Annotated in this window: 15 protein-coding genes and 3 pseudogenes; 8 read left to right on the forward strand and 10 right to left on the reverse strand. The window is 45.0% G+C overall.

Features of this window, described 5'->3' with window-relative positions; all coding sequences use genetic code 11:
• Positions 1-2: 2 nt before the first annotated feature.
• Genes Vt282_RS05400 through Vt282_RS05410 form a run of 3 tightly spaced genes read left to right on the forward strand, consistent with a single transcriptional unit; the run spans position 3 to position 4,784 of the window.
• Entirely contained in the window at positions 3-1,088 is a 1,086-nt protein-coding gene (locus Vt282_RS05400; protein WP_162062766.1) for an efflux RND transporter periplasmic adaptor subunit, read from the forward strand.
• The gene (locus Vt282_RS05405; RefSeq protein WP_162062767.1) at positions 1,078-4,209 is read left to right on the forward strand and encodes an efflux RND transporter permease subunit; all 3,132 of its coding nucleotides are present in this window, start codon (positions 1,078-1,080) and stop codon (positions 4,207-4,209) included. Before Vt282_RS05400 ends, Vt282_RS05405 begins: the two co-directional genes overlap by 11 nt.
• A complete protein-coding gene (locus Vt282_RS05410) occupies positions 4,209-4,784 on the forward strand; it encodes a DNA-3-methyladenine glycosylase I (protein ID WP_162062768.1) in 576 nt (191 codons plus the stop codon). The genes Vt282_RS05405 and Vt282_RS05410 overlap by 1 nt, the downstream gene beginning before the upstream one ends.
• A gap of 338 nt (positions 4,785-5,122) precedes the next feature.
• On the opposite strand, the gene Vt282_RS05415 is transcribed toward Vt282_RS05410, so the two are convergent.
• Both Vt282_RS05415 and cls read right to left on the reverse strand, forming a co-directional pair.
• Complete coding sequence (locus tag Vt282_RS05415; protein WP_162062769.1) at positions 5,123-6,328, reverse strand: cystathionine beta-lyase; 1,206 nt, start codon at positions 6,326-6,328, stop codon at positions 5,123-5,125.
• A gap of 203 nt (positions 6,329-6,531) precedes the next feature.
• Positions 6,532-7,982: pseudogene (gene cls, locus Vt282_RS05420) on the reverse strand (cardiolipin synthase).
• 385 nt (positions 7,983-8,367) lie between these two features.
• Between cls and Vt282_RS05425 the strand changes: the two are divergent.
• The 4 genes and pseudogenes from Vt282_RS05425 to Vt282_RS05435 form a co-directional block, all read left to right on the forward strand.
• A pseudogene (locus Vt282_RS05425) lies at positions 8,368-9,318 on the forward strand (sodium-dependent transporter); the annotation flags it as partial.
• 48 nt (positions 9,319-9,366) lie between these two features.
• A pseudogene (locus Vt282_RS21645) lies at positions 9,367-9,696 on the forward strand (sodium-dependent transporter); the annotation flags it as partial.
• 61 nt (positions 9,697-9,757) lie between these two features.
• Positions 9,758-10,453 carry a TIGR01621 family pseudouridine synthase gene (locus tag Vt282_RS05430; RefSeq protein ID WP_162062770.1) on the forward strand — a complete coding sequence of 232 codons (696 nt, stop codon included), beginning with the start codon at positions 9,758-9,760 and terminating at the stop codon, positions 10,451-10,453.
• A gap of 8 nt (positions 10,454-10,461) precedes the next feature.
• Positions 10,462-11,397 (forward strand): class I SAM-dependent methyltransferase, encoded by a 936-nt coding sequence (locus tag Vt282_RS05435; RefSeq protein ID WP_162062771.1) that lies wholly within the window; start codon positions 10,462-10,464, stop codon positions 11,395-11,397.
• A 71-nt stretch (positions 11,398-11,468) separates the two neighbouring features.
• Here the strand turns inward: Vt282_RS05435 and Vt282_RS05440 are convergent, their stop codons facing one another.
• From Vt282_RS05440 to Vt282_RS05460, 5 genes are all read right to left on the reverse strand, one after another.
• A complete protein-coding gene (locus Vt282_RS05440) occupies positions 11,469-12,077 on the reverse strand; it encodes a CDP-alcohol phosphatidyltransferase family protein (RefSeq protein WP_162062772.1) in 609 nt (202 codons plus the stop codon).
• Entirely contained in the window at positions 12,070-12,741 is a 672-nt protein-coding gene (locus Vt282_RS05445) for an ATP-binding cassette domain-containing protein (RefSeq protein WP_162062773.1), read from the reverse strand. Before Vt282_RS05445 ends, Vt282_RS05440 begins: the two co-directional genes overlap by 8 nt.
• Positions 12,707-14,404 carry an ABC transporter permease gene (locus tag Vt282_RS05450; protein ID WP_162062774.1) on the reverse strand — a complete coding sequence of 566 codons (1,698 nt, stop codon included), beginning with the start codon at positions 14,402-14,404 and terminating at the stop codon, positions 12,707-12,709. The genes Vt282_RS05445 and Vt282_RS05450 overlap by 35 nt, the downstream gene beginning before the upstream one ends.
• Positions 14,405-14,410: 6 nt before the next feature.
• Positions 14,411-15,553: an ABC transporter substrate-binding protein gene (locus tag Vt282_RS05455; protein ID WP_162062775.1), complete on the reverse strand. Its 1,143-nt coding sequence runs from the start codon at positions 15,551-15,553 to the stop codon at positions 14,411-14,413.
• Between the two features lie 211 nt (positions 15,554-15,764).
• The gene (locus Vt282_RS05460) at positions 15,765-16,208 is read right to left on the reverse strand and encodes an META domain-containing protein (RefSeq protein WP_162062776.1); all 444 of its coding nucleotides are present in this window, start codon (positions 16,206-16,208) and stop codon (positions 15,765-15,767) included.
• Between the two features lie 229 nt (positions 16,209-16,437).
• Between Vt282_RS05460 and Vt282_RS05465 the strand changes: the two genes are divergently transcribed.
• Positions 16,438-16,695, forward strand: a complete 258-nt coding sequence (locus Vt282_RS05465) for a DUF1289 domain-containing protein (RefSeq protein ID WP_162062777.1) — start codon at positions 16,438-16,440, stop codon at positions 16,693-16,695.
• A gap of 25 nt (positions 16,696-16,720) precedes the next feature.
• Here the strand turns inward: Vt282_RS05465 and Vt282_RS05470 are convergent, their stop codons facing one another.
• From Vt282_RS05470 to Vt282_RS05480, 3 genes are all read right to left on the reverse strand, one after another.
• Positions 16,721-16,942, reverse strand: a complete 222-nt coding sequence (locus Vt282_RS05470; RefSeq protein WP_162046587.1) for a hypothetical protein — start codon at positions 16,940-16,942, stop codon at positions 16,721-16,723.
• A gap of 342 nt (positions 16,943-17,284) precedes the next feature.
• Complete coding sequence (locus Vt282_RS05475; RefSeq protein ID WP_162062778.1) at positions 17,285-17,674, reverse strand: GspS/AspS pilotin family protein; 390 nt, start codon at positions 17,672-17,674, stop codon at positions 17,285-17,287.
• Positions 17,675-17,676: 2 nt separating this feature from the next.
• A complete protein-coding gene (locus Vt282_RS05480) occupies positions 17,677-17,973 on the reverse strand; it encodes a YciI family protein (RefSeq protein ID WP_162062779.1) in 297 nt (98 codons plus the stop codon).
• Positions 17,974-18,004: the final 31 nt, after the last annotated feature.

Below are 18,004 nucleotides of genomic sequence, written 5' to 3' on the forward strand. Positions count from 1 at the left end.
GAATGAAAAGTCGAATTATTTTAATTTCTTCAGTACTTGGTTTGCTCACGGCGTGTGGTGAGCCAGTAGATTATACCGATCTTGGATTACCTAAAGTTGAAACACTGGTGGTGAAGCCTATTGAGCGTGGAGACAACCTCTATTTTCCTGCCGTTGCGAATGCAGCGGAGCGTTCTCATCTGAGTTTTCGTGTTGCAGGCGAGGTTAGCCGAGTTTATGTCAAAGAGGGGGATATGGTGAAGCAAGGTGCGATGATCGCCGAGTTAGAGCCAACAGATTTTCAACTTGAAGTGGATAATGCTTCCGCACGTTACTCAGTGATTGATAGTCAATATCGCCGCTCTCAGCCGCTGGTAAAGAAAGGCCTACTAGCGAAGTCTCAATTTGACGAAATCGCAGCAGAGCGAAGAATAGCGCTCGCGGAGTTGGAGCTTGCCAAACTTAGGTTATCTTTTACCCACCTCAAGGCGCCAGTGGATGGCATTATTTCGCGCGTCGCGGTTGATCAGTTTGAAAATATTCAGGTGGGCCAAAACATAGTGAATATTCACAGCATTGATAGTGTGGAAGTCTTAATTCAGCTACCAGATCGTATTTACGTCAACCAGCCTGAGCAAGAAAAACTTTCCCGCATCGATGCCATTGTTCGTGTGCCAAGCGGCAATCAATATCACGCACGGATTAAGGAATTTACGACAGAGCCAGACCCCGCCACAGGTACATTTAATGTTACGTTGTCACTTCTAATGCCAAAGGATGAATACATTCTTGATGGCATGGCGGTTGAGGTGACATCGAATCATGAGGATGTTGGACTCGATCTCCGCGAGGGAGTGCAGGTGCCGATTGAGGCGATTTTTAACCAAGACGGCGATGATTTAAATAAAGAAAACAAATTTGTATGGTTACTCAACCCTGACAATACAGTGAGTAAAACACAGGTCACGCTGGGTAAAGCAACCAAAAATTCGGTACAAATCCTATCGGGGTTAGCGACAGGCGACACCATTGTAACCGCGGGTATCTCGCGGTTGACTGATGGACTGAAAGTGGAAACGGTAGCCAAGGAGGCAGGAAATGAACAGTAAAAGCAACCAGCCTCAAACAGACGATGACATCACGGGTATTGCAGCCTACTTTATTCGTAATCGCGTCATCAGTTGGATGATTGCTCTGATCTTTTTGATTGGAGGTATCGCTTCATTTTTCGGGTTAGGGCGCTTGGAAGATCCTGCCTTTACGATCAAGGATGCAATGATCGTTACTTCTTACCCAGGAGCAACACCGCAACAAGTGGAAGAAGAAGTCACTTATCCACTCGAAAAGGAAATTCAACAATTAACTTACGTTGATGAGATTAATTCAATTTCTACTCGTGGCTTATCGCAGATCACCGTCACCATGAAAAACAATTATGGCCCGGACGATTTGCCACAGATATGGGATGAATTGCGTCGTAAGGTCAATGACCTTAAAGGTTCCTTACCTCCAGGTGTCAATGATCCTCAAGTTATTGATGATTTTGGCGATGTGTACGGAATTTTGTTAGCGGTTACCGGTGAGGGCTATAGCTATAAAGAGTTGCTGGATTATGTTGATTATTTGCGCCGTGAGTTAGAGCTGGTTGATGGGGTAAGCAAGGTCTCTGTGACGGGGCAGCAACAAGAACAGGTTTTCATTGAAATATCGATGAAACGCTTGGCCAGTCTTGGTTTGGCACCGAATACGGTATTTAATCTTCTCGCTACGCAAAACCTCGTTTCAAGTGCAGGCGCGGTGCGTATTGGTGATGAATATATTCGTATTCATCCGACAGGAGAGTTTGAAAGTGTTGAGCAACTGGGTGATTTGATCATTACTGAGAGCGGTGCTCAGGGGCTTATCTATTTGCGTGACGTTGCAGAGATAAAACGTGGCTACGTAGAAGTGCCGAGTAACTTAATCACGTTTAATGGCAGTGTCGCGCTCAACTTAGGTATCTCTTTTGCGCAAGGCGTCAACGTGGTTGATGTGGGTAAGAGCTTTGATCGTCGTCTGGCTGAACTTAAGTATCAACAACCCGTTGGTATTGAGATCTCAGAGATATACAGTCAGCCAAAAGAAGTGGATAAGTCGGTAAGAGGATTTGTGGTCAGTTTAGGCCAAGCAGTCGCGATCGTGATTATCGTTCTGCTGTTCTTTATGGGCTTACGATCAGGTTTATTGATTGGCCTGATTTTGCTGCTCACGGTACTCGGCACCTTTATCTTTATGAAATACTACCAAATCGATTTGCAGCGCATATCGCTTGGGGCGTTGGTCATCGCGCTCGGGATGCTGGTGGACAATGCGATAGTGGTGGTCGAAGGGATCTTAATTGGTACGCAGAAAGGGAGAACGCGGCTGCAAGCTGCCACTGACATTGTTACTCAAACCAAGTGGCCTTTGCTTGGCGCAACGGTGATAGCGGTGACTGCCTTTGCGCCAATCGGGTTATCTGAAGACTCCACTGGTGAGTACTGCGGTACTTTATTTACCGTTCTTCTTATTTCTTTGATGTTGAGTTGGTTTACCGCTATTTCACTGACGCCATTTTTCGCTGATTTGTTTTTCCGAGGTCAAAAAGTCCCTCAAGGCGATGAAGATTCTGACCCGTACAACGGAGTTATCTTTGTTGTTTACAAGGGTTTTCTCGAGTTTTGTATGCGCCGTGCGTGGCTTACCGTAATCGTATTGGTCGTGGGGCTTGCGGCGAGTATTTACGGGTTTACTCATGTAAAACAGTCGTTTTTCCCATCTTCAACTACGCCAATCTTCCAAGCCGATATTTGGTTGCCAGAAGGGACTGACATACGCGCGACCAATACCAAGTTAAAAGCGTTAGAGACATGGATTGCTGCGCAAGATGGGGTGGAACATGTAACAACGACGGCGGGTAAAGGTTTACAACGCTTTATGCTGACCTATGCACCAGAAAAAAGTTATGCCGCCTATGGTGAAATTACCACTCGAGTGGCCAGTTATGAACAATTGGCGGATCTCATGAGTCGTTTTCGAGAACACGTAGTGAAGAACTACCCTGAGATTAACTACAAACTCAAGCAAATTGAATTAGGACCGGGCAGTGGGGCGAAAATTGAGGCACGTATTATCGGCTCAGATCCAACTGTATTACGCTCAATTGCCGCTCAAGTTGAAGCGATTTTGCATGCTGATCCAGGTGCAACCAATATTCGTCATGATTGGCGCCAACGAACTAAGATCCTTGAGCCACAGTTTAATGAGAGCCAAGCAAGACGTTACGGTATTACTAAATCCGACGTGGATGATTTCCTTGCGATGTCTTTTTCAGGCATGCCAGTGGGTGTTTATCGGGATGGCACGACACTAATGCCAATTGTGGCGCGTTTACCAGAAGGTGAGCGTGTGGATATTCGTAATATTGAAGGAATGAAGATCTGGAGCCCGGCATTAAGTGAATATATTCCACTGCAACAAGTGACGTTGGGTTACGACATGCGTTGGGAAGACCCAATCATAGTGCGTAAAGACCGCAAACGAGTGCTGACCATCATGGCGGACCCAGATATTTTGGGTGAAGAAACCGCTGCGACACTGCAAAAACGAATTAAAACCCAGATTGAAGCCATTGAGCTGCCATCTGGCTACAGCTTAGAGTGGGGTGGGGAATATGAGTCGTCTGGTGACGCGCAGGCATCACTGTTTACCACCATGCCGTTGGGATACCTATTTATGTTCCTTATTACGGTGTTCTTGTTTAATTCGGTTCGAGAGCCTCTGATTGTTTGGTGCACTGTTCCGCTAGCGATTATTGGCGTAACCACAGGGCTGTTAGCTCTCAATACCCCATTTGGCTTTATGGCGTTACTTGGCTTTTTGAGCCTTTCAGGAATGGTGTTGAAAAACGGTATCGTATTGCTTGATCAGATAAATATCGAAATCCATGCTGGTAAAGAGCCATACACGGCTGTCGTAGATGCCGCACTTAGTCGTGTACGCCCTGTTTGTATGGCGGCGATTACCACCATTTTAGGTATGGTGCCGCTACTGCCGGATATCTTTTTCAAACCGATGGCGGTGACTATTATGTTTGGTTTGGGTTTTGCTACGGTACTGACGCTAATTGTGGTTCCGGTACTGTATCGACTCTTCCACCGCGTACCTGTTCCGAGTTATGCTGCAACAAAACTCGAACCGGCAGGGGAATAATGGATCATCAAGTTTGTGCATGGGCACTAAAGCATGAGTTAGAGAGGGAGTACCACGATAAAGAGTGGGGGATTCCAGTTTACGATGATACTCAGTTGTTTGAGTTTATAACCTTGGAAGGAGCGCAAGCTGGGCTAAGCTGGATCACCATTTTGAAAAAGCGTGAGGGTTATCGCCAAGCGTTTGAAGGGTATGATTTACTGAAGCTGGCCCAATACGTGGAAGCCGGGGCAGATGAGCGAGTTGATGAGATCATCGCTCAATTTGATGTGGTGAAGCACCGTGGCAAAATTGCTTCTGTATTCACCAATGCCAAAGCGGCATTGGCATTGATTACGGAATATGGCAGCTTGTCTGAGGCGCTTTGGCAATTTGTTGATCATAAACCAGTGATCAACCATTGGCAGTCAATGGAAGACGTACCTGTTTCGACGGAAAGTTCTAAAGCTATGAGTAAGTTTCTCAAGAAACGCGGCTTTAAGTTCGTCGGAGAGACAATCTGCTATGCCTTCCAACAAGCTGTCGGTATGGTAGATGATCATTTAGATGGTTGTCCCAAAAAGACTCAAGTGTAACGATTATTCCGTTCCGTAAACAAAAGCCCGCTAAACTTTAGCGGGCTTTTACTTTCACTCTCATAGGATGTGTACTCAAGTGACTTCAAGATGCCGGATTCAGAGCATTGCCACTGCGTTGATTTTAAGGAAAACTACGAAGCGAAATAGCCATCTATTTTCGAGTAGTTTGACGCTGAAATCGGTGTAGTGACTTGCTCCCGAAGGGCGAGTTAACCTGGTTCGTATTCTTCGTTATCGATTTTTGATTTAGAGCCACTAGATTTTCAAATCGCTGCCTCGTCTACAAACCAAGCTATTCTCGCTGAACCTAGCACCTTGAGGTTACTTGAGTACAATTACAACTCGGCGGCACTCTCGAGTATCACGCTATTGTAGCGTGCTAGGCCAGCCTCTAAATCAGCAATAAGATCATCAACATCCTCTAACCCGATATGAAGGCGAATCAACGTGCCAGTAAAATGCGGGTGAGCTACTGTACGTAAATGATCAAAACTCTTAGGTTCATTGGCCAGTATTAGGCTTTCGAAACCACCCCAAGAGTAGCCCATGCTAAAGTGTTTCATCCCATCGAGTAGCGCTGTTGTTGCCTTTGTATCAGAGGTTTTAAGTACAAATGAAAACAGTCCGTTACTGCCAGTGAAATCACGCTGGAAGAATTCATGGCCGGGACAAGTCTTTAACGCGGGGTGTCTTACATGGTCTACTTCTGGTCGCGACTGTAACCAGTTAGCGACTTTTAAGCTACTTTCGGCATGTTGGCGCAAGCGCACATCGAGAGTTCGAATACCGCGCAGTGCAAGGTAAGCATCATCTGGAGAAATGCATTGCCCCATCAAGTAGCTTTGTTCGCGCAGTTGATCCCAACATTTTTCGTTCGCGACAGCGGTTCCTATCATGACATCGGAGTGACCAACGATATACTTGGTTGCCGCTTGAATAGAAATATCCACACCAAAATCAAACGGTGAGAAGTTCACTCCCGCCCCCCAAGTATTATCAAGCATCACTACGATGTCATGTTGATGGGCAATTTTGGTGAGTGTTGGCACATCTTGCACTTCCATGGTTACTGAGCCTGGCGATTCAAGGAATAACACTTTGGTATTGGGTTGGATTAACTCTTCGATTTCTTTACCAATGGTTGGCGAGAAATAGGTGGTTTCTACCCCCATTTTTTTCATGATCTTATTGCAAAAATCACGTGTTGGCTCATAGCACGTATCGACCATTAGAATATGATCGCCAGCCTCTACAAAGGCTAAAATCGAGTTTGAAATTGCCGCGGTACCACAGGGGTAAAGAGCGCAACCAACACCACCTTCAATTTCAACCATCGCATCTTGCAGAGCAAAATGGGTGTGTGTGCCACGGCGACCATAAAATAGTGTTTGGTTGGCACGATTGATAATCGCGTGTTTTTTCTCTGCAACCGTATCAAATATAACTGTAGAGGCACGTTGTACGGGTGGGTTAACCACACCGTTGGTCCATTTTTTATCACGTCCAGCGGTGATGAGTTTGGTCTTTTTCCCTTCTGACATTACTAAATCCTTATTCTACCGAATGCCTTTATTTAAAACATGCCGGGGTATACAAAGCAAGGGATGATTGGCTTAGTCACTGTGCAATCTCATCATTCATGCAACACCAGTAAGGCAAATTATTATTTGTAAGTTTGAGATATGAGCAGATGCGAGGGTAGAAATGAGAGGTGTCGTTACCAACACCTCTATGCTGAACGGAGTTAGAGTAATGGATTGAAGAGATAGAAGGTGCGTTCTAAAAAGCGAGAGAAAATCGAACGTTCACGCCAAGTCTCTAAACAAACCGTATGCGATTGTGCAATATACTGATCTTGCAATTGATGCATTTGTCGCGTGAAGTCTAGATCATCAATCGCTAACGTCACTTCAAAATTGAGCCATAGACTGCGCATATCCATATTAACCGTGCCAACCAAGCAGAACTGCTCGTCAATTACGACTGATTTGGTATGCAGCAGGCCACCATAAAACTCATAAATTTTTACGCCAGCGAGCATTAATTCACTGTAGAACGCGCGAGATGCCCACTGCACCATCAGAGAGTCATTCTTATGCGGAATAATCAGCTCAACAGTGATGCCTCGTTGCGCCGTCATCTTTAGCGTTTCGAGCAAGTCCGCACTTGGCACAAAGTATGGCGTAGTAATTCTTACTGATTTATTGGCTTGATGAATGGCTAAAGTGAGCACTTGATAAATCAGATATTCTGGCATTCCGGGGCCTGATGGCACGACTTGAATCGGATGTTCCGCAAGTTTTTCATCAACTTTACATTCAGGGACCGGAGGGAAAGAACGCTCGCCAGTCTCGACTTCCCAGTCCCAACTGTGGATTGCAGATAAGACGTTCACGGTTGGCCCTGTGACTCGCACCATGATGTCTATCCATTGGCCCACGCCTGCATCTTGTTTGAAAAACGCTGGATCGACCATATTCATCGATCCGGTATAAGCAATTTTTTCATCAATAATGATGATTTTGCGATGTTGACGTAAATCAAGACGACGTAAAAAAATACGCCACGGGCTAACTTCTAAAGCTTGAACAACAGTGATGCCGACTTGCTTCATTTTCTCAACCCACGGGCTGGAAAAAGCGTGGACTGCCTGCAGAATCAAGAAGCAACTTAATTTTGACTCCCCGCAGCGGCTCAGATTAGCGCATTGGCTACCTCATCGGCCATTCCGCCAGGATGCCAAATATAAAACACCATGCGAATGCTATGTTGTGCTTGCTCAATATCGTCGATTACTGAGCGCATCACTGATTCTGGAGAATTTTGCAGAGAAAGCTCGTTACCACTTAAAGCCGGCAAACCAAGGCGATTGTTGCAAAGCTCGTCAATGCGATAAATATGCCTGCCAAAGTTTTCTGGAGAGTGTGCGTGGCAATTACGCAGTTGAGAGAACCATTCAATAAAAGGCGATAGCATTTCTTTGGCACGATCGGCTCGCTTGCGTCCCAAATTGAGCTCGCCAAACAGGAAGTAACAGGCAACGCCCACAATGGGGATAATATAAATCACCATCAACCATGCAAGGGAAACGCTGACTGCTCGACGTTTAAGTACTACGCGTAAGGTGACACCTGCGACAAGAATCCAGTACAGAACAATACTTGCTAGCGTCATGAAGTGGTAAAACTTTTCCATCGACCATCCTACATCTATTAACTCTTTAAATACTATGCTGAATTCGACCGAGTTAACAACTAAACCCGGTCACAATGATGCAAAAACTTACATTTCCAAATCGTACCTGTTGCTAATTCAACCAACAGGTACGCTGAGTTGCTTCTATCATCATATGAAACGCAGATGTTATAAAATGTTTCTACTGCATGCATTAGCAGCGATAAATAGGGGGTAACCGACAAAATGGCGGAAAAACAAGCTAATGGGGTTCCTTTTTTATCCTGAAACTGGTTTACTTTCCTGTAGAGCGTTAACAAATTTATCCATAACACTTATAAAAGGATACATTTGCAACCAAAAGCGCCAAAGCAAACAAACACAACAAAATTTAAATGGTGATTATGTGGCTACAGTTACAACCAATAAACCCCGCGATAACTGGGGGTCTAAATTAGGTTTCGTTATGGCCGCTGCAGGTTCTGCGGTAGGTCTCGGTAATATTTGGAAATTTCCGTATACAGCAGGTGAAAGTGGGGGCGGCGCATTTGTTGCTATCTACCTACTTTTTGTTATTTTTATCGGCTTTAGCGTGATGCTAACCGAATTCGCGATTGGTCGTAAAACCGGTGTCTCAGCCGTTGGTGCATTCAAATCGACGGACCGTCGCTGGACGTTTGTCGGTGTCTTGGGGGTGCTAAGTGGTCTTTTGATCATGGGCTTCTACCCTGTAGTGGGTGGTTGGGCTGTCGCTTACATCTACAAAATAGCCACGGGGCTCCTCAGTACACCTGAAGCGATCGGTGACAGCTTCGGTGCCTTTATTTCAGATCCAATTCAGCCGCTATTGTGGATGGGTTTATACCTTTTATTCAACATTTTTGTCGTTATTCGCGGAGTGTCTGGAGGGATTGAAAAGCGGGCAAAATTCAATGCCGTTGCTATTTATCATTCTTATCATCGTAGCGGCAAAGGTTTGAGCCTACCGGGTGCGATGGCAGGTTTAGAGTTTTTGTTTAAGCCAGATTTCTCTAAGGTAGACAGCAGTGTGGTTCTTGCTGCTCTTGGTCAAGCATTCTTCTCATTGAGCCTAGGTATGGCTGTATGATTACCTATGGTAGTTATTTGAGGAAAAAGAAAACTAGAGCAAACGACCGCAATGGTGACGGCAATGGATACGGGCGTAGCGTTGCTTGCGGGTATCGCAATGTTCCCAGCGATGTTTGCCTTTAGCATGGAACCAGCAGCTGGCCCTGGTTTAGTATTCGTCGTTGTTCCACAACTATTTGCTGAAATGGGTGGTGTGATTGGCCTATTGCTCGCACTGCTGTTCTTTATTGGTCTTAGCGTTGCAGCATTGACCGTGTTTTCCATTTAATTGATATCGTCAACGGCAGGTGAACCGGCCCCAAAACTGTTTGATACAGGTGCATTTGATATCTTTGATCTGCTAACGGATAAGATTTTCCTAGCGGTTGGCGGTATGTTTGTGTGTATCTTTGCGGGTTGGCGCCTCAATCGTGAAGAATTACATAAAGAGATCACTAATGATGGTGAAGTGAAATTCCCACTCTTTGGTCTTTGGTACAACTTGGTTAAATTCATCATTCCATTTGCGATTGCAATCGTGGCTTATGCCGGTATCAAAGGCGGGTTTGATGTAGGTAAAGGGGAGATTATGATGTTGGGTGTTGCGATTATCGCGCTGACCGCTCTAGTCTCGAAAAAGCTATAACTTGGCTTTAGACCAATAACGTTTACGTATATACTCACGGCTCCTAATAGGGGCCGTTTTCATGTTTGACATTCTATATACCCACCCAGATTTTCTCATCATCAATAAACATCCTGGTGTGTCAGTGCACAAAGATACTGGCGAGACCATGTTGCTTAATGAAGTTGCGAAATGCAGCGGTGATTCTCAACTCTATCTTGTGCATCGTTTGGATAAGATGACGTCAGGTATTCTATTGCTGGCGAGAAACGCGCAAGCAGCGAGTGAGCTTTCTCAGGCCTTCGCTAATCGTCAAGTAGAGAAGTACTATCTGGCGATTGGGGCAAAAAAACCAAAGAAAAAGCAAGGTCTTGTGAGCGGGGATATGGAGCGCTCTCGTCGCTCTGCGTGGAAGTTGGTCAACTCACAACATAACCCTGCAATTACGCAATTTTTTTCGGCGAGCGCCAAACCGGGTGAGCGTCTGTTTTTATGTAAGCCACACACCGGCAAAACACATCAAATCCGTGTCGCATTGAAATCAGTCGGTTCAGCGATTGTTGGCGACCCAATTTATAACGCAGGTGACGATGCCGACCGTGGTTATCTGCACGCTTTTGCGTTGGCATTTACCTACCAACAGCAGGCGTATCAATTTTCATGTGATCCTCGTGAACACAGTTTACTTGGGCAAAAATGGCAAGATGCAGAGGTTCAAGCAGGTATTGATGCTTGGCTAACGCCTTGGCAACTCGCATGGCCGAACATTAAAAAGTAGTGACAATAATGCAAGCAAATCAAATTCCAGTATTTATTCGCCATGTAGAGCAACAATTGGCGGTGGTGCCAAATGAAGTCCGTCGTTTGTTTCATGGCCGCGGTCAGCGTTGGCAAGGGCTAGAGCAGTTGACGTGTGATTGGCTAGAAGGGCAGCTCATCGTCAATCTTTTTAAAGCGGCAGACGATGAGTTTTTAGAAGCATTAAAGCAGGGCTTAAGCGACTTATCACGTAGTGAAGTGTGGCAACAGCGTCAAGGTCAAGTGATCCTACTTCAGCACCGCTATGCAGATGGCACACCGTCAGAAGTGCTGCTGGGTGAACTAAACCCAAGACCAGTGGTAGAAGAATTGGGTTTAAAATACCAGCTCGATATTGGTCGTAATCAAAACTTTGGTCTGTTTTTAGATATGCGTTTGGGCCGTGAGTGGGTGCGAGAGCATGCGAAACACGCCAATGTATTGAACCTGTTCGCCTATACGTGTGGTTTTTCGGTTGCAGCGATTGCTGGTGGTGCAGACCAAGTGGTGAACGTTGATATGGCGAAAGCGTCACTATCCAAAGGTCGCGAAAACCATAAACTTAATGAGCACAACCTCAACCAAGTGAAGTTTATGGGCCATGATATTTTCAAATCATGGGGCAAAATCAAGAAATCGGGTCCCTATGATCTGATCATTATCGATCCGCCGTCATTCCAAAAGGGCAGCTTTGCATTAACCAAAGACTACGCCAAGATTTTACGTCGTCTACCCGATTTATTGAGCGAGAAAGGCCAAGTCTTGGCTTGTGTGAATTCACCGGCAGTGGATTGCAGCTTTTTGATTGATGGAATGGCGGAAGCAGCGCCTGAGCTTACGTTTGTGGAGCGTTTGGCTAACCCAGAAGAGTTTGCCGATATTGACGAGCAAGCGTCGCTAAAATGTTTGGTGTTTAAGAGATAATACCGCACTTCCATATTGAACTAGCCCCGTCGTTACTATATATAATAATCGCGGGGCTTTTTTACACTCATTTATTGTTTTAGCGTGTGGTAGCCGGCCCAAATTCGGGTCGCTGTTGTAAACCAGCAAGCCGCACCATACACATAGGCGATCAGCGCAAAATGAGTAGGGAATAGACAAAACAGAACAAAGCAGGCGATGGTTTCAGTGCCTTCCGTTAAACCACTCATGTAATAGAGCGATTTGTTTTGATAGACCGGATTTTCAATTCCGCGTTTACTCGCCATCACAGCAAAAGCAAGAAAGCTTGAACCGGTGCCAATAAATGAAAAAATCAAAAACGCACCTGCGACGGCATTTTGTTCAGCATTGGCTAGCACAAACCCAAAGGGTATCAGTGAGTAAAATAGAAAATCCAAACTGATATCGAGAAACCCGCCAGCATCAGTAATGCCTTGAATGCGGGCAATCGCCCCATCAAGCCCATCACAGATTCGATTGAGCACAATAAACGTTAGAGCTAGCCAGTAATTTTCCAGCGCTAAAGCAGGCAATGCCAAGCAACCAATTACAAAACCAACCACCGTAGTTTGGTTGGCGGTAATGCCGCTTTTATTTAGTGCTTTCGCACCAAGGGTTAATGGCGCACGAATAATTTTAATACTAAATCTATCAAGCATGGTCTGGTACAACTTGTGGTTCTAAATGGTTTTGCCATGGCCAGTGCAACACTTGCGCATTGCTTGGCACGTCATCGATATCATGGGTGACTAATAATGTCGGTACATTCGCTCGCTGTAATTGTTCAAATACCCAATCTCGAAATTGGCTGCGTAACTCTTTGTCTAATTTGCTAAATGGCTCATCCAATAGGGCGGCTTGCGGCTTGGCTAACAGCATTCTCAGCAAACTAATGCGAGCACGTTGCCCGCCTGAGATTTGGTCTGGATAAGCGTTAGCCAATGCTTCTAATTGAACTTGCTCTAAACATGCCATCGCCTGTTGTTGTCTTTTGATGCCTTTCACTTCGTTAGGGAGAGCAAATGCAAGGTTTTGCCACACGTTCCAATGAGGAAAAAGCAAATCATCTTGAAACAGAATGCCAATTTGCCGAGCGTGAGGCGCAACGTGATCGAGCGCCTTTTGATTCAGTAGTACTTCTCCGGTGTAGCGAAAGTCTTGGCTCATGTGGCCGGCAATAAGATTGAGCAACGTGGATTTTCCACAGCCGCTTGGTCCCATCACGGTGAGCACTTGTCCCGGTTCAATTTGAGCATGGAACTGCTCAAATAACACCTCGCCGTTTGGCTTAGAAACGGTGAGGTTGTTTAGAAATAGAGTCATAGATTGCTCGCTGATTCATTAATGGTTTTGAACGTCTTCTGGTAAGTCGACTGAAAAAGAGTGCCATCGTGAAAAACACCAGTGGCAGCAGCGCTTGCCAAAGTGCATAAATGGCGGTTACTCGACGGTCAAAGCCGCTCGATAGCGCAACAGCTTCGGTCGTAATGGTCGCGATTCGCCCAGCTCCTAACATAAGTGTGGGTAAATATTGGGCTAAGCTGACACTGATTCCGACAGCCCAAGCATAAAAAATAGCGGGTAGTAACATACGGAATTTAATCGAAAACAATACATGTAATGGTGACTTACCTAACCAACCCGCTTTGGTATAGTTTGGGTCATAGCTTTTCCATGGGCCATCAAGGGCTAAGTAGACAAATGGAAAAGCAAAAAAGATGTGCGACCAGATCACCCAAAACCAGAAGCGATCTCCAGAGAGGTAGAGCGCAATCACCTGTATGCCAAATAGCATCGACAATTGCGGAATGAGCATAGGCAGGGCGATAACATAATCAGGTAAGTGCTTTTTACCATTATGTTTATATTCTTGAGCGATCAGTGCTAAAAGCAGCGCTAAAGAGGCAGAAACTAGTGCCAGCAGTACGCTATTTAGTACAATTGGCACAATGCCTTGCCATTCAAATTGCCAAAAACGCAGGCTAAACTGAGTTGGTACTAAATCAGGAAAACGCCAGCGCTGCGCAATGCTCCAAATCAGCAGCAAGGGCACGATACTCACCGCAATTGAAACGGCGGAGCCAAGAATAGTTAACCCCGGCAGCGAAAAGCCCGATCTTCCAGAAAACTGCCAGCGGTTACACCATCGTGTCACCAACCTCTCGGTACCCACAACCAATAACATTAAGCAGCTTGCGAGCACGAATAATGTAATTGCGCCTGCAGAGGCTCTAGGTAATAGCGCCAAATCAGGGTCGTTAAACCATTGCCAAACGAGTACCGCAAAGGTAGGTGGATTGGATGGGCCAATCACTAAAGCGACATCAACCACGGCAACGCCATAGGCAATGACCGCAAAGATGGCAAAGCGCATTTTGCTTAGCCATTGAGGGAAGATGACTTTGAGCCACATTTGCGCTGGAGTATAACCGAGCATGGTAGCGACTTGATTACTTTGTTCTACCTTTAACTGCTGTAACACAGGAATGCTCATCAAGAGCAAAAATGGCAGCTCTTTCAGTGCTAGAGCGAGTGTTAGCCCCAAGCCATAAGGATCGTTAACCAGAAGTGGCTGCCTACTGGGATCTGTTTGCCAATCGAATAGCGTAAAAGCGGCACGAGCGATAATCCCAGTTGGCGCCAACAGAAACGAAAATCCAATCGCAAAAGCGACGTGGGGTAGGGCGAGCAAAGGTGCTAATAGACTTTCCACCTTATGCCAACTTCGGCTTAGCCATAGTCGTTGCACAATCGCAAAGCTGAATAGCGTCGCAAGTACAGTGCTGACGATAGCGCTAAACAAGGTGATTAGCAGTGACTGTTGCACGCCATGCCAAGCAAACATCTGCGCGTACCCATTTGCACTTACCTCGGTCATTGCTAAAGGTGGGATATACCCAAGCGATGAAATTAATACACCGAGTAGACCCGGTGCAATGGGTAAGCAGCAAACAAGTACGACTAGGCTATAACTCAGTTTTCGCATTAATGGCTAGTTTCCGTATCGCTCGAGCCATGCTTTTTCTAGTGCGAGTTGCCAATTCGGGTGTGGTTCTGCAATAGATTTAAATAGCGTGGTGTTTTTCGCGCTGCCGGTAAGATATTGGTTTTCCAGCACCGATGGATCACCCCAAATATTAAGATCGCCTTTACGTGATTGTGCTTCTGGACTGAGGAGGAAGTTAATCACCACTTGCGCTGCTTCTGGAGAATTCGCGTTCCACGGGATAGCAAGAAAGTGGATATTGGACAATGCGCCTGACTGCATCGCATAAGCGGCAGTAGTGGGGGCAAGTTTTCCGGTTGCTTGCGCTGAGAACACCGCATTCGGATTAAAGGTAATTGCCAAATCCAATTGCCCGTCATCAAGCAATTGAGTCATTTCGGAACTTCCATTCGGGAATTGTTTACCTTGACGCCAAGCGACTTGGTGAAGGCTATCCAGGTAAGTCCAAAGTGGTTCAGTAACAACTTCAAAATCGCTTTCTGTTACTGGTTTGCTTAATCGAGGATCATTGTTGGTTAACTCAATCAACAGTGCCTTAAGAAAACTAGTGCCGTGAAACTCAGGTGGACGAGGGTAGCTAATACGATTTGGGAATGCATTCGCATAGCTTAGAAGCTCGGCAAAAGACTTAGGCGGATTATTTAAAGTCTCGGTATCGTGAATAAATACCAACTGGCCAACACCCCAAGGTGCTTCAAGTCCAAGAGTTGGCTCGGAAAAGTCACTGTCGACAGGCAAAGACTTATCGACATAGCGCCAGCTCGGTAATTTACTCACAAAGGGACCGTATAGCAGACCATTATGCTTCATGGATTTGAAGTTCTCACCATTAATCCAAACCATATCTACACTGCCACCACGGTTTTTGCTGGCGGCTTTTTCTGTGATTAAACGAGCCGTGGTTTCGGCAATATCGCTCACTTTGACGTGTTTGAGCGTTATTCCGTATTTTTGCTGCACCTGTTGAGCCGTCCAACGCAGATAGTTGTTAATTTCTTGGCTACCACCCCAGGCGTGAAAGTAGACAGTTTGACCTTTTGCCTTGTTGGTAATAGTTTGCCAATCGTCAGTGGCTAACGAGTTGAAAGAAAATAAAAAGCAAGAGAGAAGGATAAACAGCCTTGTCATAATGATTCCTAGTTTAATTAGAGAAAATGGAAGCTAGCTCGTACTAGACCTACCTAAGCTAAGATTTCGTTCATTATGACTGAAAAAATGTTTTTTAGATATTTGTAGATATTGTTGCTGTTGGGTTGTGAAAATGTGTCACACAATAAAAAAGAGCAGCCTAGAGCTGCTCTTCAATAACTAAATCTTCAATGTCTAATGGACTGAAAGATTATTTCCAATCGCTTAGTTTAAATACTAAAGTGTGCGCTTCATTTTTAAGAACTAGGCCATCTTTAGTTAGAGTCATGTCGCTCCAATCTGAAAGTGCTTTAGAGAAAGTACTTTCGATATTCATGGTTTCACCCATGCACATCTTCATCGTCATGCCCATTTTTTCGATGCGGAACTGGTTGTCTTTCAGCTCAGCTTGGCCAAAGTATGTGTTACAGCCAGCGTTGCCGTTTGCTGTCATCTTTTCGCCAACTTCTAGGTTTGGTGCACGTTCACCTTCCTCAACTTGGATTGCTTTGCCATCAATTTGGACAAGTTCCCAGTTGTGGTGTTGAAGATCTGCTGCTGTAATAGTTTTCACGTCATCACCATTGCTTGCACAAGCGGTCATTAGAACTGGCAGAGAAAGTGCCGCAACTAACGTTTTTAAACTAAACTTCATAGTATTAAACTCCAAAAACAATAAGGTATACACTTATATTTAACAACTTCAAGAAAGGTTGAGTGTTGTACACCACGATGAATTTTCAACGCCTCTTATTATAGGCAACAAGTTGGTGTTTGTGTCAGTATTTAGTCATAGTTTCTTGATTTATTTTTATATTATTGGAGCGCGCTGCACGGTAATTCGCCTTGAAAACTAGGTCGGCTTATGTCGCAAAGGAGTCAGTATGGAGCAATTAGAATTTTTTACCGTACCCAGTCCCTGTGTCGGCGTGTGTACTGTGGATGAAAAAGGCTATTGCCAAGGATGTATGCGCCGTAGAGAAGAAAGATTTACTTGGCTGGAAATGACACCAAGCCAGCAGCTACATGTTATCAAGCTGTGCCGCCAGCGCTACAGACGGAAAATGCTGGCGGGTAACACAGCCAAAGAACAGTCTCAATCTTCCGAAGCATCATCTCCGCAGCGAAACCTGTTCGATTGAGTCTTGTTTGAGGTAAAGACCAAGGTTACTTCATTCCCCATTTATCACTGACCCAGCCTCCCGCATTATCATCGAAATGACAGCCAGAAAATCGTTGATTGTGCTCGCTATTTTTTTCTACATCAGGTCGTTCATCTAACAGATGTTGGATATAAGCCGCTAAAGGATCCCCACTGTGCAAACGTTCTTGGCGAACGGCTACTTCTTTAATGATTTGCAGGCGGTAAGAGTTACTAGCACGTTTCATAGCGGAATCCTATTGTTGTTGAGACCTTAAAAAAATTTAGATCTACTCAGTAGAGGCGTCAATTGATAGATAAGAATTATTTTGAACCAAAGGCAGGTGGATGAAATATTTATGACTATTGTTTGACGATAATAGTGAGGAAAACCAGTAGATTAATTGGTTTGGAGGTAATGAAAAGTGCAATAAAAGTTTAATAAAATGAAACCAGCAAGGAAGAGTCGGTTTATTTTTAGTCGACTAAGTCGTCACCTATATAATTGGGTAATTAGAATGCAAATGGGTGTATATCTTAAATTTCCTACGCACAAAAAAACGCCCGCATATTGAGGCGGGCGATAAATACTAATTTTGTTCGCAGGTGTCTTTTGTAACAAATTCGTCATACATAAGCTGGCCGCGAGTGTTGCGCATCTTGATGCGATAACTTAAGCCGGCTTCAAGGTTTTGCGTGGTGTCTTTATTGGTGCAATAGTAACGAACGCCTTGCTGCATAACTTGAGCGATAGGTTTCGCTCCAGCTTGATCTTGATTGTAGATCATCATGATTTCGATACTTGTCCCTTTCGCGTTAGCTCTCATGATAGATAGAGGTCCAGCTTCAAGGGGAAGCTCTGAAGACAGAACGCTAGCACGATTACTTGCTAATAACTCCAAATGTTTTTGGTCTGAGTTACTCGCACAACCAGCTAAGGTTGATAGCAAGAGAAAGGCTGAAAAAACACCGAATTTCATACTTAGAACACTTTCTTAAATGGTTTAACGATCACATTTTGGTACACACCCGCTGCGATGTATGGGTCAGCATCTGCCCACGCTTGTGCGTCTTCAATTGACTCAAATTGTGCGATCACAGTTGAACCGGTAAAGCCAGCTTCACCAGGGTTTTCTGAATCGATCGCTGGCATAGGACCTGCAGTCAACAGGCGACCTTCATCTTGCAATTGTTGTAAGCGAGCAAGATGCTCTGGGCGCACGCTTAGACGTTTCTCTAGTGAGTTTTCAACATCTTGAGAAAAAATAACGTACCACATTCTACTTTCCTTTTTTGAATCGTTCTTGTTA

It is taken from the genome of Vibrio taketomensis, from assembly GCF_009938165.1.
Taxonomy (GTDB): Bacteria; Pseudomonadota; Gammaproteobacteria; order Enterobacterales; family Vibrionaceae; genus Vibrio; species Vibrio taketomensis.